We start from the raw sequence: 15,154 nt of genomic DNA, 5'->3' as shown, positions 1-15,154 counted from the left end.
CCCTGTCGTCAAATTCCCGTCTGCCGCGCGACGCCATGCACGCTCCCCCAAGCTCTCCGAGCAGGGGGACCCCCACTCGCCGCACCGGGCGAAAGCCCAAGCGCGTCCAGTACGAGGGCTTCCGCACGGCACTCCCCCAGCCTCCGGCCGGGGGGACCCCCGGAGCACGCTCCCCCAAGCTCTCGGCTTCTCCCCCACTCTCGGCTGCGCTCGAGCGGGGGGACCCCCATGAGCAGGGGGCCCCATGACGCCGCGCGGCCCGCCCTCCGGGCGGACGACGGGAATTTGACGACAGGACCTAGCCGTCCAGCCCGATCGCGAAGGCCGCCTCCAGGTCGTGCTGGGAGTAGGTGCGGAACGCCACGTGGGTGTCCGTGGCCTCCACGCCCGGGATCTTGCTGATCCGGCCCGGGATGACCTCCGCCAGCTCGTCGTGGGCCCGTACGCGCACCATGGCGATGAGGTCGTAGGTGCCGGTCACCGAGAAGACCTCGCTGACACTGTCCAGCGCGGCGATCGACTCGGCGATCTCGGGGATCCGGTCCACGCTGGTCTTGATGAGCACGATCGCGGTGATCACTGCGGTTCTTCTCCCTCGGGGGCCGGCGCTGTGGCCCTCACTCTAGTCCCCGGCCGCTGCCACCCCCAGGCGTGGAGAAAGCCCAGGGAGAAGCCCACGAGATGGGCCAGGTACGCCACTCCGGGGCCACTGGTGTCGCGGCCCGCGGCCAGCCACTGCAACGCCGCCCACAACGGCAGCACCACCCAGGCCGGAAACCGCAGCGGCAGGAAGAACAGGAACGGCAGCAGGCTGGTCACCCGCGCTGAGGGGAACAGGTACAGAAAAGCGCCGAGGACCGCGGAGATCGCCCCGGACGCACCGACCAGTGCCCGCTCCGAGCCGGCGTTGGCGACCGCGTACCCGAGCAGCGCCAGCGTGCCGCAGCCGACGTAGAACAGGGTGAACCGCAGCCGGCCCATGCGTTCCTCGGCCATCACCCCGAACACCTGGAGGAACAGCATGTTGCCCAGCAGATGCAACCAGCTGCCGTGCACGAACAGGGCCGTGAGCGGGGTGAACAGGTCCCGTGGCGGCCCGGAGAAGAGCTCGGCCGGCACCACGCCCCAGCGCCGGAAGTAGTCGCCCTGGGCCGTCAGCAGCCGCTCCCCGGTCCCGTACGCCGGACTGAGTCCCGAGGCCGGGCCCACGACGAAGAACAGGCAGCACAGCGCGATGATCCCGTACGTCACCGGAGCCCGCACCGGCCGGAGAGCGGCCCGCCGCCCCATCCACGTATTGATCATGGACAGAGCATGACGTAATCGGACCCACCGGCACAGACCGCCTCGCCGCTCGCCGCCCCAGCGCATGAGGTGCGTTCCAGGCCGTAGGGTTACGAGCCACACGCACCAGGGAAACTGGCGCATCACGGAGACTGGAAGGAAGAGCAGCCACGATGACGACGGTTCCCCTGCCGACCGACACGACCCGCTGGCGCTGCACGCTCTGCGGCAACCTCACGCGTTTCGACGTGACCCGTTCGTCGAAGGTCGTCGAGTATGTGCATCTCGATCTCGCCGGCGCGCCGACCGTCGAGGAGCGCGAGGTGGTCAGTGAGACCATCGAGCAGGTGCGCTGCCGCTGGTGCAACGCTGTGGACCAGGTGGAACTCGTGGACAGGCCGGGCGCCGGCTCCTGAGCGGGAGCGGGCCCCGTGGACATGTGGGGTGACGGATGGTGGAGACCACAGGCGGGGAGCCGGCCGACGGCGCCGCTGAGGTGCTCGACCGGCCGCTGCCCGACGGCGTGCGCCGCCGCGTCGTCCAGATCGTCTCGGACGGCTTCGGCGGCCTGACCGTCGCCGAGCTGCCCGCACAGCTGAGGCAGTACGCCCGGTTCACCCCGACCCGCCGGGCCAAGTTCGCGGGCAACGCGATGGCCGCGGCGCTGGAGACCGACACCCTGTTCCGGCAGCGGATCGGCGAGAGACTCAGAGAGGCCCAGCCGGAGCTCGCCGGCGCCCTGGACTCAGGCTCGCCGCCCCCGGCCGCGGACCCGCTGGACGTGGCGGCCGCGGCCTATGTGCTGCGCCCCACGGGCTGGGTGAAGCTGGTCACCGCGGCCGGCGAGGAGGCCCAGCGGGCGGACGCAGAGCGCGCCGACGAGGAGAACCGCGCCGAGCTGGAGCGGCTGCGTGAGGAACTGGCGCAGGCCCGCGGCCAGACCCGGGCCGAGACCGAGCGGCTGCGCGTGGAGCTGGATTCCACCCGCAAGGAAGCCGAAGCGCTGCACCGGAAGCTGCGCGGAGCGCTCAGCGACGTCAAGCGCGGCGAGGCGGCACTGCGCAAACTGCAGGGCGAGATGGACGCCGTGCGCGCGGACGGCCAGGCCCAGCTGTCCGCCGCCGAAAGCGAGAACCGGCGGCTCAAGGCGCGGCTCGGCGAGGCCGAGGCGGCGCTGGAGGCGACCCGGAAGGCGGCGCGTGAGGGGCGCAGCGTCGAGGACATGCGCGTGCGGCTGCTGTTGGACACCGTGCTCGACGCGGCGCAGGGACTCAGGCGGGAGCTGGCGTTGCCGCCCGTCTCGGTGCGTCCCGCCGAGACGGTGGACGCGGTCGAACCGGGCCGGATGACCCCCAAGGACATCGCCGCCCGTGCGCTGTCCGAGAACGACCCCGCGATCCTTGACCAGTTGCTGGCGCTGCCGCAGGCGCATCTGGTCGTGGACGGCTACAACGTCACCAAGACCGGCTATCCGCAGATGCCGCTGGAGAAGCAGCGGCTGCGACTGCTCGGCCAGCTCTCCCAGCTCGCCGCGCAGACCGGGGCGGAGGTGACGTGCGTCTTCGACGGCGCCGAACTGGCCGCTCCCGTACTGCTCGCGCCGCCGCGCGGGGTACGGGTGTTGTTCTCCAAACCCGGTGTCACCGCGGACGAGTTGATCCGCCAGCTCGTTCGCGCGGAGCCGCCGGGGCGGCCGGTGATCGTCGCCTCCACCGACCGTGAGGTGGCCGACGGGGTCGCCAAGGCGGGGGCGCGGCCTGTCGCCTCACTGGTGCTGCTGAAGCGGTTGTCGCGCGGCTGAGTGCTGCCCTGCCGGCCGGGCGTCGGGGGTTGAAAAAACGCTTGGAGGCATCGACCGCAACCTCCGTCCGAAATGCCCGAATTAGCGAGCTTTCGGTGCGACGTAGCGTCAGAGGCGCATTACGTCTTGTGTGCTGTGTGTAAAGAATGCGCTTGTTCTCCGAGATTTTTCCGACGAGGATTTGAACTGATCACAGGAACATCACTAGGGTCTGGCGCGAACCCCCGCTCGGGCGATCACTCATCGGGAGTGACGGCGGAGGGGCACCGCCCGCCGGCCCGTCGGTAGGCGGCTGAGGGAGAGAAGGAGTTCGCCTCCGTGGCGTCCCACCGTCGACCGAAGCAGCCGAGCCGAGCGCGTGTGACTGTGCTCACCGCGACGGCGGCCGCTGCCGTGGCCCTCACCGCCCAGTCCGCCAACGCCGCCCCAGTCACGAAGCCGAGCAAGGACGAGGTCAAGTCCAAGGTCGACAAGCTCTACGAAGAGGCGGAGAAGGCCACCGAGAAGCTCAACGGGGCCAAGGAGAAGCAGCAGAAGCTCGAGAAGCAGATCGCGACCCTCCAGGACAACGTCGCCCGCGGCCAGGAGGAGCTCAACGAACTGCGCGAGGGCATCGGCACGATGGCCAGCGCCCAGTACCGCACCGGCAGCATCGACCCCTCCCTGCAGCTCTTCCTCTCCTCGGACCCGGACGACTACCTCGACAAGGCGTCCACGATGGACCAGCTGAGCAGTCAGCAGGTCGAGACGCTGAAGAAGATCCAGGAAAAGCAGCGCTCGCTCGCCCAGCAGCGCGCCGAGGCCACCGACAAGCTCGAGGACCTCTCCGCCACCCGGGCCGAACTCAGCAGCAAGAAGAAGGAAGTCCAGTCCCGGCTGGCCCAGGCGCAGAAGCTGCTCAACTCGCTGACGGCACAGGAGAAGGCCGCGCTCCAGGCGGACCAGGACCGCGCCACCCGCACCAGCGAGCGCACCGCCCTCGAGGGCGGCTCCGGCAAGGCCGCCTCCGGCCGCGCGGCCGCCGCGTACGCCGCCGCGCAGAGCAGGCTCGGCTCCCCGTACGTCTACGGCGCCAGCGGCCCGAGCTCCTTCGACTGCTCCGGCCTCACCTCCTGGGCCTACGCCCAGGCGGGCGTCGGCATCTCCCGCACCTCCCAGGCCCAGGCCAACGACGGCACCCGGATCTACTCGGCGAGCGACCTGCAGATCGGTGACCTGGTCTTCTTCTTCAACGACCTGCACCACGTGGGTCTTTACGCGGGCAACGGCCAGATCATCCACGCGCCGCGCACCGGCACCGTCGTGCGCTACGAGTCGATGAACACCATCGGCGGCCCGTTCATGTTCGGCGTCCGCATCTGATCCACACGGCTGATCCCGCGCGTTCGATCCGACGCGTTGATCCCGGGCGTTCGGCCCCACGCGCCTGATCCCGCGCGTCTGATCGCCGTTCCGCCGGCGTCCCGACCGCGCGGCCTCCACGGACAATCAATCGGCGTCAGACTTGCCCACGCACGTCCGCCCGATCGAGCGAATTCCGGCAACGCCCACTGACTCCACACCCCGCCGGTGACCTGCGTCTGAGGCGGGGTGTCCCGTTGTGTACCCGTCCGGGCCTTTTCGCCGTCGCATCCTGGCGCGGCTAGTGTCTGGCGCGTTTCCCCCGCGCAGGGGGCCGTCAGCTCAGTCAGCGGAAGAGGAGAGCGACCGGTCGTGGGCTCCCATCGTCGCCTTGCACCGTCCGGCCCGAACCGGGGCCACGGGCTCACGGTCACCGTACTGTCCGCGGCCACCGCCGCCGCGGCGGCCCTCGGCGTCACACCGGCGGACGCCGAACCACAGGACAGGCCGGCCGACGCCCGGGCGGAGGTCGACCGCCTGTACCGGGAGGCCGAGAAGGCGACCGAGGCGTACAACAAGGCCGACGAGCACGCCGACGCGCTCCGTTCCCAGGTGGCGAAGTCCCGGGACCGGATCGCCCGGCAGCAGGAGCGCGTCAACACCATGCGGGGCGCGCTCGGTTCGCTCGCGGGAGCCCAGTACCGCTCCGGTGGCATCCATCCGTCCGTCGCGCTGATGTTCGCCGACGACCCGGACGACTACCTCGACAAGGCCACCGCCCTGAACCGCATCGGTGTGCGCCAGGCCGGAAAGCTCAGGGACCTCGAGGACGCGCTGCGCGAACTCGCCCAGGAGCGCGCCGAGACCATCCGCGCACTCGGTGAACTGGAGAAGAGCCGCGAGGCCGTGGCCCGCCACAAGCGCACCGTGGAGCGGAAGCTCGCCCGGGCACGCCGGCTGCTCAACACCCTGCCGGACGCCGAACGCGCCGCCTACGAGCGGGCCTCCCGGTCCGGGCGCGCCGGCACACCCGCTCCCCAGGGCGCCGAGCCCGCGTCGGGCCGGGCGGCCGCCGCCGTGGCCGCCGTGCGCTCGGCGCTCGGCAAGCCGTACGTCTGGGGCGCCAACGGCCCGTCGGGCTTCGACTGTTCGGGCCTGATGCAGTGGTCCTACGCGCAGGCCGGGGTCGGTCTGCCGCGCACCTCGCAGGCCCAGCAGCACGCCGGCCGCCAGGTGCCGCTGTCGCAGGCGCAGCCCGGCGACCTCGTCATCTACCGCTCCGATGCGAGCCACGTCGGGATGTACGTCGGCGACGGCCAGGTGATCCACGCGCCCTACCCGGGCGCCCCCGTCCGGCACGACCCGGTCGGCATGATGCCCGTCTCCTCGGTCACCCGGGTCTGACCTCACCGGACGCCCCGTACGATCGGAGCGTGGCTGGTCCAAGCCGTGCGTCCCGGAGGCCGCCCATGAGACCGTCCCCGAGGCCGCGCAGGCGGTCCCCCCGGGCGCTGTCGATGGGCGTCTGCGCGCTGCTGCTCACGGGCCTTGTGGGCTGCGGTTCCACCGCCCCGGACACCACGACGGCGGATGTGCAGCGGCTGCTCGACCGGCGGGCCGCTGCGGTGCTGGACGGTGACGCGGCGGCCTTCGCGGCGACCTCCGACGCCTCCGCGGCGGGCGAACCGGCCGCCGCGCGCGCCGTGTTCGCCAACCTTCGCCACATGCCCCTCGCAGCCTGGTCGTACCGGCTCACCCAACTCCGCCGAAGCGGCACCGGGGCAACCGCCGACGCCGAACTGGGCTACCGCGTCGACGGCTACGACAGGGCCCCCGTCCGGGCCGCCCGCACGCTCAGGCTGACGCGGACCGACGGCCGCTGGTACGTCGCCTCCGACCGGCCCGCCCGGGGCAGCGGGCAGCAACTGTGGGAGCAGGGCCCCGTACGCGCCGTCCACGGCGAACGCAGCCTCGTCCTCGGCGTCGGCCAGCCCCGCGCCGGACTGCGCGACTACGCGGACCTCGCCGACCGTGCCGTGCCCGCCGTCTCGCGCGCCTGGCGCGGCGAATGGTCGCAGCGGGTCGTGGTCCTCGTACCGAAGACACTCGCCGGGATGGCCGCGCTGCTGGGGGCGCCCGCGTCCGGGTACCGGGGCATAGCAGCCGTCACCACCGGGGAGGCCGGTGCCTCCGCGCGGTCGCCCGCGGACCGGATCATCGTCAACCCCGAGGCGTACGGGCTGCTCGGCGATCTCGGCAGACGGGTCGTGCTCACCCACGAGACCACCCACGTGGCCACGCGCGCACAGACGTCGGCGGCGACACCGCTGTGGCTCTCCGAGGGCTACGCGGACTGGGTCGGCTACCTCGGCAGCGGACGTACGGCGGCGCAGGCCGCGCCGGAGCTGCGGACGGCGGTACGGGAGGGCCGGGCGCCCGAGCGGCTGCCGGCCGACGGGGACTTCGCCTTCGCCGGCGACGCCGCGCGACTGGCCCGCGCCTACGAGGGCGGTTGGCTGGCCTGCACCATGATCGCCGGCCGCTGGGGTCCGGACCGCCTCGCCGAGTTCTACCGGGCGGTGGGCACGCACGGCCGGCGCGAGGGCGCGGTGGCGGCCGCGCTGCGTGAGGTGCTCGGCACGACCGAGGAGCGTTTCACGGCGGAGTGGCGGGAGTACGTGGGCGCCCGGCTCCGCTGATCCGGCGCTCGCCGGGTCAGGAGGAGGCCAGCGGGTCCGCGACCGTCCGCGGGGGCGGGGAGGCCGGCTCGTCCCTGGCGACCGTGCCGCGCCACAGGCGTACGGCACCCGTCACCGCCGCCGCCACCAGCAGCCCGTTGCGCAGGAACAGCAGAGTGATCCCCAGGCCGTCACTGCTCACCACGTTCCCGAAGTAGACCGGGAACTCCAGGACCGTCACCGGGCAGGCCACCAGCACCAGGACGGCCGGCGGGGTCATCACGCTGTCCCGGGAGACCAGGCACACCGCCGCGACACCCACCAGCCAGACCAGGTACTGGGGGCTGATCACCCGGCTCGTGACGGTGAACATCAGCACCGCGACCAACGCGGCGTCGGCGAGCGTGTGCGGCGGGAAGTGGCCGGCGCGCAACCGCCAGAACAGCAGCCAGCCGAACGCCAGCAGGGTCAGGACCAGCGCCGCCTGGCTGACGGCGGGCACGTACGGTCCGACGAACTCCACCGACCCGTAGTTGAACTGGACCTCCCCCTCCCAGCCGAAGTGGCGGGCGACGTGGAAGACCAGCGAGCCCAGCGACTCGACCTCGGTGCCCCTCTCCCGCTGGAAGGTCAGGAACGCGAAGGCGCCGGGCATGGTCAGCGCGAAGAGAAGGGACGTCGCCGCGGCCGTCACCCCGGCCCAGGCCCAGGCGCGGCGGCTGCGGGAGCCGACGAGCAGGAGCACCGGCCACACCTTCACCAGCGCGCCGAACCCCGTGAGCGCCCCCATCGCCCGCTCGCTCCGCGTCGCCGCGAGCAGCGCAGCCACCGCGACGGCCGTCACCATCACGTCGTAGCGCGCGTACACGGTGGGCCCGAGCAGCGGGACGCCGAGCACCCACATCCAGGTGCCGCGCCGGGTCCGGCCCCGCTTGAGCCCCGCCGACAGCAGCAGCAGGAAGACCACCGAGTCGGCGAGGAAGACCAGCACGTAGAAGGCGTTGGCGTACGGCAGGAACGGCAGCAGTCCGGGGGAGAGGATCGCCGGCGCGGCGGCGGGCGGGTACTGCCAGGTGACGTCGTCCAGCGGGAACGTTCCGGTGCGCAGCACCTCGTACCAGCCCTGGTAGATCACCGAGACATCGGTGGTGACGTCCGGGCCGGGGAAGACGATCACCTTGAAGACGAACAGGAGCAGCAGCGCCCTGGTGACACCCCAGACGACCAGGAGCCCGACCGGATAACGCGGTTTGCTGCTGTCCGGTTCGCCGCTGTCCGGTTCGCTGCTGTCCACTGGGCCTCACTAGCGGTGATCTCGGTCGATCCTGTGTCCAGTCATGATGACGCAGCCCGCTGTGGACTGGCCATCGAGGTTCGGCCTTGTCCGGGTTCGGTACTGTCGACCGCGATGCACAAGACCCTGATCGTGACCAACGACTTCCCGCCCAGACCCGGCGGGATCCAGGCCTTCCTGCACAACATGGCGCTGCGTCTGGACCCGGACCGGATCGTCGTCTACGCCTCCACCTGGAAGCGCTCCCGGGAAGGTGTGGAGGCGACCGCGGCCTTCGACGCCGAGCAGCCCTTCATCGTCGTCCGCGACCGCACGACGATGCTGCTGCCCACACCCGCCGCGACCCGCACGGCCGTCGGGCTGCTGCGCGAGCACGGCTGCACGGCGGTGTGGTTCGGGGCGGCCGCGCCGCTCGGCCTGATGGCGCCCGCGCTCCGGCGGGCGGGGGCGAGGAAGCTGGTGGCCACCACGCACGGCCACGAGGCGGGCTGGGCGCAACTGCCCGCAGCGCGGCAGCTGTTGCGCCGGATCGGCGAGTCCACGGACACCATCACCTACCTCGGCGAGTACACCCGCTCCCGGATCGCCACCGCGCTCACCCCCGAGGCGGCCGCGCGGATGGTCCAGCTCCCGCCCGGGGTCGACGAGAAGACCTTCCACCCCGGCTCGGGCGGCGCTCAGGTGCGTGAGCGGCTCGGGCTCACCGACCGGCCGGTGGTCGTCTGCGTATCGCGGCTGGTCCGGCGCAAGGGCCAGGACACCCTGATCCGCGCGATGCCCCGGATCCTCGCCCGGGAGCCGGAGACGGTCCTGCTGATCGTCGGCGGCGGGCCGTACGAGAAGGACCTGCGCACGCTGGCGCACGAGACAGGGGTCGCCGACGCGGTCCTCTTCACCGGGGCGGTGCCCTGGTCCGACCTGCCCGCGCACTACGGCGCCGGGGACGTGTTCGCCATGCCGTGCCGGACCCGTCGGGGCGGTCTGGACGTCGAGGGTCTCGGCATCGTCTATCTGGAGGCCTCCGCGACCGGTCTGCCGGTCGTCGCGGGCGACTCGGGCGGGGCGCCCGACGCGGTGCTCGACGGCGAGACCGGCTGGGTGGTGCGCGGGGGTTCGGCGGAGAAGGCGGCCGACCGGATCCTGGCCCTCCTCGGCGACGCCGAACTGCGCCGCCGCATGGGGGAGCGCGGCCGGGAATGGGTCGAGGAGCGGTGGCGGTGGGACCTGCTGGGCGAGAGGCTCAAGCTGTTGCTGAAGTGACAAAAGCGGGCATCGAGTACCCCTAGTAGGAACGTGCGAGTCCGCACATCCTGCGTACATGACAGAAGAATTGACGAACCGTCAGAACAGTGGGCTGTCGAGACGCCGCCTCCTGGGCGTCGCCGCGCTCCAGTCCGCCGCCGTGCTCGGCCTCACCCGGGTCGGCCTCCAGGCCGCCCGGGCCGCCGAGCCCGCCGCGGCCGACAACGCGCCCGCCATCGTGGTGGGTTCCGGCTACGGCGCCGCCGTCGCCGCCCTCAGACTCGGCCAGGCCGGGATCCGCACGATCGTCCTGGAGATGGGCAGGCTCTGGAACACCGCCGGAGCCGACGGCAAGATCTTCTGCTCCACCGCCGCGCCCGACGAGCGGTCGATGTGGTTCAAGACCCGCACCGAGGCCCCGCTGGCCACCTTCCTCTGGCTGGACGTGGTCAACAGGAACATCACCCCCTACCCGGGCGTCCTGGACAGGGTGCACTTCGGCAACATGTCCGTCTACGCCGGCCGCGGCGTCGGCGGCGGCTCCCTGGTCAACGGCGGTATGGCCGTCACACCGCTCCGGTCGTACTTCACCGAGCAGTTCCCGACGGTGAACGCCACCGAGATGTACAACACGTACTTCCCGCGCGCCCGCGCCATGCTCGGCGTCAACGACATCGACCCGGCCTGGTTCGAGTCCACCGAGTGGTACCAGTTCAGCCGGGTCTCCCGGAAGCACGCCCAGAAGGCCGGCCTGAAGACGACGTTCGTGCCCAACGTCTACGACTTCTCCTACATGGAGCGCGAGGCCGCCGGCACCGCCACCAAGTCCGCGCTCGGCCAGGAGGTCATCTACGGCAACAACCACGGCAAACGCACCCTCGACAAGACCTACCTCGCCGCCGCCCTCGGCACCGGGAACGTCACCATCCACACCCTGGAGAAGGTCAGGGGCATCCGCAGGGCGAGCGACGGGACCTACGTCCTGACCGTCGACCGCATCGACGTTACCGGCAACGTTGTCGAGACCAAGGAATACGGCTGCACCTACCTCTTCCTCGGCGCGGGTGTCGTCGGCACCAGCGAACTGCTGGTCAGGGCCCGGGCCCTCGGCACGCTGCCAGCCCTGGACGCCAGTGTCGGCGCCGGCTTCGGCACCAACGGCAATGTGATGCTCGGCCGCGCCAACCACCTCTGGGACACCGTCGGCGCCAACCAGTCGACCATGCCCGTCATGGGCATCGACGACTGGGCCAACACCGCCAACCCCGTCTTCGCCGAGATCGCCCCGCTGCCCACGGGCCTGGAGCACTGGGTGAGCCTGTACCTGGCGATCACCAAGAACCCCCAGCGGGCCTCCTTCACCTACGACGCGGCGAACGACTCCGTGAAGCTCGGCTGGACCGCCGCCCAGAGCGCGGTGTCGGTGAGCATGGCCAAGAAACTCTTCGACCGGATCAACTCCGCCAACTCGACGATCTACCGCTACGACCTCTTCGGCTCGTCCAGCAAGGTCTTCGCCGACGACTTCACCTACCACCCGCTGGGCGGCTGCGTCCTGGGCAGGGCCACCGACGACTACGGCCGGGTGAAGGGGTATTCGAAGCTGTATGTCACGGACGGCTCACTGGTGCCCGGCTCCATCGGGGTCAACCCGTTCCTCACGATCACGGCACTGGCGGAACGGACGATGGCGCGGGTCATCGCGGAGGACACGGCGGAGTGAACAGCGACCGAGGACGAGGCCGTCCGGGCCGACGGGGACCTGGGGGCGCAGCCCCCAGTACCCGGTCCGGCCGGCACACGGCTGCTCAGCCCCGGTAGATCGCCTCGATCTCGTCGGCGAAGTCCTTCGCCACAACGTTCCGCTTCAGCTTCAGCGAGGGCGTCAGATGGCCCGAGTCCTCGGTGAACTGGGCCGGCAGTACACGGAACTTTCGTACCGATTCCGCCTTGGACACCGCGGCGTTGCCGTCGTCGACCGCGCTCTGGATCGCGGCCATCAGATCCGGGTCCTCGCGCAGCGACGCCGCGGTGGAGCCCGCCGGCTTGCCGTGCTCGGCGGCCCAGCGGCCCAGGAACTCCTCGTCGATGGTGACCAGCGCGCCCACGAACGGCCGCCCGTCACCGACGACCATGCACTCCGCGACCAGCGCGTGGGCGCGGATGCGGTCCTCGATCACCGCCGGGGCGACGTTCTTGCCGCCCGCCGTGACGATGATCTCCTTCTTGCGGCCGGTGATCCTGAGGTAGCCGTCCTCGTCGAGGGTGCCGATGTCACCGGTGTGGAACCAGCCGTCGGCCAGCGCCTCCTCCGTCGCACCCGGGTTGTTCCAGTACTCCTTGAACAGGTGCTCGCCGTGCAGCAGCACCTCGCCGTCGTCCGCGATCCGCACCACCGACCCCGGCAGCGGCTGCCCGACCGTGCCGATCTTCTGCCGGTCCCAGGGGTTGAAGGCGGTCGCCGCGCACGACTCGGTCAGGCCGTAGCCCTCCAGGACCGTGAAGCCGATGCCGCGGAAGAAGTGGCCGAGCCGCTCGCCGAGCGGGGCACCGCCGGAGATCGCGTACTCGCCCTTGCCGCCGAGAACCGCGCGCAGCTTGCCGTAGACGAGTCTGTCGAACGCCATGTGCTTGATCTTCAGCCCGAGCGACGGGCCCGAAGGGGTGTCCAGGGCGCGGCTGTAGGCGATCGCCGTGTCCGCCGCCCTGTCGAAGATCTTGCCCTTGCCGTCCGCCTGGGCCTTGGCCCGCGCGGAGTTGTAGACCTTCTCGAAGACCCGCGGCACACCGAGGATCAGCGTCGGCCGGAACGCAGCCAGTTCCTCCGTGAGGTTCTTGATGTCCGGTACGGTGCCGAGCTTGATCGGCGCCATCATCGGGGCCACCTGCACGAGCCGGCCGAAGACGTGCGCGAGCGGCAGGAAGAGCAGCACCGAGCACTCTCCGGTGCGGAACAGCGGGCGCAGCCGCTCCACGATGTTGCCGCACTCGGCGAAGAAGCTGCGGTGGGTCAGCACACAGCCCTTGGGGCGGCCGGTGGTGCCCGAGGTGTAGACGATGGTCGCCGGGTCGTCCGCCTTGGCCGACGAACTGCGCTCGTCCACCATCTCGTCGGTGACGTCCCGGCCCGCGCGGCTCAGCTCCTCCACCCCGCCGGCCTCGATCTGCCAGACGTGCTTGAGGGCGGGCAGCCGGTCCCGCACGGACTCGACGGCGGCCGCGTGCGAGTCCAGTTCGACGACGCAGGCCGTCGCGCCCGAGTCGCCGAGGATCCACTGCACCTGCTCGGGCGAACTGGTCTCGTACACCGGGACCGTGATCGCTCCGGCCGACCAGATCGCGAAGTCCAGCAGCGTCCACTCGTAGCGGGTGCGCGACATGAGGCCGACCCGGTCACCCGGCAGGACGCCCGAGGCGATCAGGCCCTTGGCCGCGGACCTGACCTCGGCGAGGAAGTCCGTGGCGGTGACGTCCTGCCAAGTCCCGCCCACCTTGCGGGCGATGACGGCGACGTCGGGATGCTGCGCGGCGTTTCTGCGGACGATGTCGGTCAGATTGCCGTCCGCAGGGACCTCGTACAAAGCCGGAAGGCTGAACTCGCGCAAAACTGCTGCTCCTCACAAGGCGCCGGCGCCACGACGGGGTGTGCTGCTCCGGTGCGGTCCAAGGCTGGGGCGGGTGCTCGGGACTCAGTTTGGTTGAAATCCAGAGCACAACTGGACTGGCCGGACGTTACCCACCGGTACGGGTTCTCCGATAGGGGGTCCTGGCGAGATGTTCGCTGCGTCACACGCCCGGGTGGTGCTCATCAATCCAGTGTTCCACGCCGTTCGCGACGGTGAGTTACCGCCGTCCGGGCGCCCCTGTTCACATGTGTGGCGCCGCCCTTAGGGTTGATCGACATGGGAGCGACCCGCAGCAATCGTGTCCATGTGGTGAGCGACGTGCACGGCAACGCCCGTGACCTGGCCCGGGCCGGGGAGGGCGCCGACGCGCTGATCTGCCTGGGCGACCTCGTCCTCTTCCTCGACTACGCCGATCATTCACGAGGTATTTTCCCGGACCTCTTCGGTGTGGAGAACGCGGACCGGATTGTGGAGCTTCGGACCGCGCGCCGGTTCGAGGAGGCGCGGGAGTTCGGCGCACGGCTGTGGGCGGGGATGGACCGTGAGCGGGCCATCGAGAAAGCGGTACGCAAGCAGTACGCCGAGATGTTCGCGGTGCTCCCCACACCTACGTACGCCACCTACGGCAACGTCGACATCCCGGCCCTGTGGCCGGAGTACGCCGGCCCGGGCACCACCGTCGTGGACGGCGGACGCGTGGAGATCGGCGGCTGGGCCTTCGGCTTCGTCGGCGGCGGTCTGCGCAGCCCTATGCGAACGCCCTACGAGATCGACGACGAGGAGTACGCGGCCAAGATCGAGGCCGTCGGCGAGGTGGACGTGCTGTGCACCCATATCCCGCCGGACGTACCGGAGTTGGTCTACGACACGGTGCCGCGGCGCTTCGAACGGGGCAGCCGCGCCCTGCTGGACGCCATCCGCAAGACCCGCCCCCGCTACTCCCTCTTCGGCCATGTGCACCAGCCACTGGCCCGCAGGATGCGGATCGGGCGCACCGAATGCGTCAACGTGGGCCACTTCGCGGGAACAGGGAGGCCCTGGGTGCTCGAGTGGTGACGGTTCGACCCGGGGCGGGCGACGTGAGGGGTCCCCAGCGCGGTAGCCTGCACGCTGCGTCTATATCCGCACGTACCGGCAGTACTTTCTTCCTGGCCGGACCGCATCTGGAGGAGCCACGGCGATGGCGGAACACACCAGCTCGAGCATCACGATCGAGGCGGCGCCGGCCGACGTCATGAAGGTCATCGCCGACTTCGCCCGCTACCCCGACTGGACGGGTGAGGTGAAGGAGGCGGAGGTCATCGCCACCGACGCGCAGGGCCGCGCGGAGCAGGTCCGCCTGGTCATGGACGCGGGCGCGATCAAGGACGACCAGACCCTGGCGTACACCTGGACCGGCGACCACGAGGTCTCATGGACCCTGGTCAAGTCCCAGATGCTGCGCTCCCTGGACGGCACCTACGCCCTCAAGCCCTCGACGTCGGGCGGCACCGAGGTCACCTACCAGCTCACGGTGGACGTCAAGATCCCGATGCTCGGCATGATCAAGCGCAAGGCCGAGAAGGTCATCATCGACCGGGCGCTGGCAGGGCTGAAGAAGCGGGTGGAGTCGGGCGAGGCGTGACGCTCGCCGCCGGTGGGGCAGCGCCCCGTGAGGGGCGCGGGGCCTGACATCGGGGTGGCTCCGCCACGTGGGCGCCCAGCCGCGAACGCCCGCACCCGCGGACGCCGGCTGCAGGAGCAGACCTGAACGCCGGCTGTAGGAGCAGACCTGAACGCCGGCTGTAGGAGCAGACCTGAACGCCGGCTGTAGGAGCAGACCTGAACGCCGGCTGTAGGAGCAGACCTGAACGCCGGCTGTAGGAGCAGACCTGAACGCCGGCTGTAG

The 15,154-nt window shown here is 70.9% G+C and carries 13 protein-coding genes; 9 read left to right on the top strand and 4 right to left on the bottom strand.

Annotated elements, in window-relative coordinates:
* Positions 1 to 298 precede the first annotated feature (298 nt).
* Both EF387_RS09665 and EF387_RS09660 read right to left on the bottom strand, forming a co-directional pair.
* Positions 299 to 580, bottom strand: coding sequence for an Lrp/AsnC family transcriptional regulator (locus tag EF387_RS09665; protein WP_128376107.1), 282 nt, complete (start codon positions 578 to 580; stop codon positions 299 to 301).
* Complete coding sequence (locus EF387_RS09660; RefSeq protein WP_128376106.1) at positions 577 to 1,305, bottom strand: rhomboid family intramembrane serine protease; 729 nt, start codon at positions 1,303 to 1,305, stop codon at positions 577 to 579. Before EF387_RS09660 ends, EF387_RS09665 begins: the two co-directional genes overlap by 4 nt.
* A 152-nt stretch (positions 1,306 to 1,457) precedes the next feature.
* Between EF387_RS09660 and EF387_RS09655 the strand changes: the two genes are divergently transcribed.
* The 5 genes from EF387_RS09655 (at position 1,458) to EF387_RS09635 (ending at position 7,125) form a co-directional block, all read left to right on the top strand.
* Positions 1,458 to 1,700 (top strand): hypothetical protein, encoded by a 243-nt coding sequence (locus tag EF387_RS09655; RefSeq protein WP_128376105.1) that lies wholly within the window; start codon positions 1,458 to 1,460, stop codon positions 1,698 to 1,700.
* 35 nt (positions 1,701 to 1,735) lie between these two features.
* The gene (locus EF387_RS09650) at positions 1,736 to 3,085 is read left to right on the top strand and encodes an NYN domain-containing protein (protein ID WP_128376104.1); all 1,350 of its coding nucleotides are present in this window, start codon (positions 1,736 to 1,738) and stop codon (positions 3,083 to 3,085) included.
* A gap of 318 nt (positions 3,086 to 3,403) precedes the next feature.
* Positions 3,404 to 4,447, top strand: coding sequence for a C40 family peptidase (locus EF387_RS09645; RefSeq protein ID WP_128376103.1), 1,044 nt, complete (start codon positions 3,404 to 3,406; stop codon positions 4,445 to 4,447).
* Between the two features lie 351 nt (positions 4,448 to 4,798).
* Complete coding sequence (locus EF387_RS09640) at positions 4,799 to 5,830, top strand: C40 family peptidase (protein ID WP_128376102.1); 1,032 nt, start codon at positions 4,799 to 4,801, stop codon at positions 5,828 to 5,830.
* A gap of 65 nt (positions 5,831 to 5,895) precedes the next feature.
* Complete coding sequence (locus EF387_RS09635) at positions 5,896 to 7,125, top strand: hypothetical protein (protein WP_420802547.1); 1,230 nt, start codon at positions 5,896 to 5,898, stop codon at positions 7,123 to 7,125.
* 16 nt (positions 7,126 to 7,141) lie between these two features.
* Here EF387_RS09635 and EF387_RS09630 read toward each other — a convergent pair whose 3' ends face one another.
* Positions 7,142 to 8,398: a glycosyltransferase family 87 protein gene (locus EF387_RS09630; RefSeq protein WP_128376101.1), complete on the bottom strand. Its 1,257-nt coding sequence runs from the start codon at positions 8,396 to 8,398 to the stop codon at positions 7,142 to 7,144.
* A gap of 114 nt (positions 8,399 to 8,512) precedes the next feature.
* Between EF387_RS09630 and EF387_RS09625 the strand changes: the two genes are divergently transcribed.
* Both EF387_RS09625 and EF387_RS09620 read left to right on the top strand, forming a co-directional pair.
* Complete coding sequence (locus EF387_RS09625; RefSeq protein WP_128376100.1) at positions 8,513 to 9,658, top strand: glycosyltransferase family 4 protein; 1,146 nt, start codon at positions 8,513 to 8,515, stop codon at positions 9,656 to 9,658.
* A 58-nt stretch (positions 9,659 to 9,716) separates the two neighbouring features.
* Positions 9,717 to 11,363, top strand: coding sequence for a GMC oxidoreductase (locus EF387_RS09620; protein ID WP_128376099.1), 1,647 nt, complete (start codon positions 9,717 to 9,719; stop codon positions 11,361 to 11,363).
* An 85-nt stretch (positions 11,364 to 11,448) separates the two neighbouring features.
* On the opposite strand, the gene EF387_RS09615 is transcribed toward EF387_RS09620, so the two are convergent.
* Positions 11,449 to 13,245 (bottom strand): AMP-dependent synthetase/ligase, encoded by a 1,797-nt coding sequence (locus EF387_RS09615; protein WP_128376098.1) that lies wholly within the window; start codon positions 13,243 to 13,245, stop codon positions 11,449 to 11,451.
* 297 nt (positions 13,246 to 13,542) lie between these two features.
* On the opposite strand from EF387_RS09615, the gene EF387_RS09610 reads away from it, so the two are divergent.
* Both EF387_RS09610 and EF387_RS09605 read left to right on the top strand, forming a co-directional pair.
* The gene (locus EF387_RS09610) at positions 13,543 to 14,322 is read left to right on the top strand and encodes a metallophosphoesterase family protein (RefSeq protein ID WP_128376097.1); all 780 of its coding nucleotides are present in this window, start codon (positions 13,543 to 13,545) and stop codon (positions 14,320 to 14,322) included.
* Positions 14,323 to 14,446: 124 nt separating this feature from the next.
* Positions 14,447 to 14,890 carry an SRPBCC family protein gene (locus EF387_RS09605; protein ID WP_128376096.1) on the top strand — a complete coding sequence of 148 codons (444 nt, stop codon included), beginning with the start codon at positions 14,447 to 14,449 and terminating at the stop codon, positions 14,888 to 14,890.
* The last annotated feature ends 264 nt before the right edge of the window (positions 14,891 to 15,154 follow it).

It is taken from the genome of Streptomyces cavernae (assembly GCF_004023625.1).
GTDB classification, from domain to species: Bacteria; Actinomycetota; Actinomycetes; order Streptomycetales; family Streptomycetaceae; genus Streptomyces; species Streptomyces cavernae.
This window is presented reverse-complemented; position numbering and strand designations above follow the sequence as displayed.

Bases quoted from the DNA above. Each gene is read 5' to 3' on its own strand.
- EF387_RS09660 (WP_128376106.1), bottom strand. From the start codon at position 1,305: ATGATCAATACGTGGATGGGGCGGCGGGCCGCTCTCCGGCCGGTGCGG.
- EF387_RS09655 (WP_128376105.1), top strand. From the start codon at position 1,458: ATGACGACGGTTCCCCTGCCGACCGACACGACCCGCTGGCGCTGCACG.
- EF387_RS09650 (WP_128376104.1), top strand. From the start codon at position 1,736: ATGGTGGAGACCACAGGCGGGGAGCCGGCCGACGGCGCCGCTGAGGTG.
- EF387_RS09635 (WP_420802547.1), top strand. From the start codon at position 5,896: ATGAGACCGTCCCCGAGGCCGCGCAGGCGGTCCCCCCGGGCGCTGTCG.
- EF387_RS09625 (WP_128376100.1), top strand. From the start codon at position 8,513: ATGCACAAGACCCTGATCGTGACCAACGACTTCCCGCCCAGACCCGGC.
- EF387_RS09620 (WP_128376099.1), top strand. From the start codon at position 9,717: ATGACAGAAGAATTGACGAACCGTCAGAACAGTGGGCTGTCGAGACGC.
- EF387_RS09610 (WP_128376097.1), top strand. From the start codon at position 13,543: ATGGGAGCGACCCGCAGCAATCGTGTCCATGTGGTGAGCGACGTGCAC.
- EF387_RS09605 (WP_128376096.1), top strand. From the start codon at position 14,447: ATGGCGGAACACACCAGCTCGAGCATCACGATCGAGGCGGCGCCGGCC.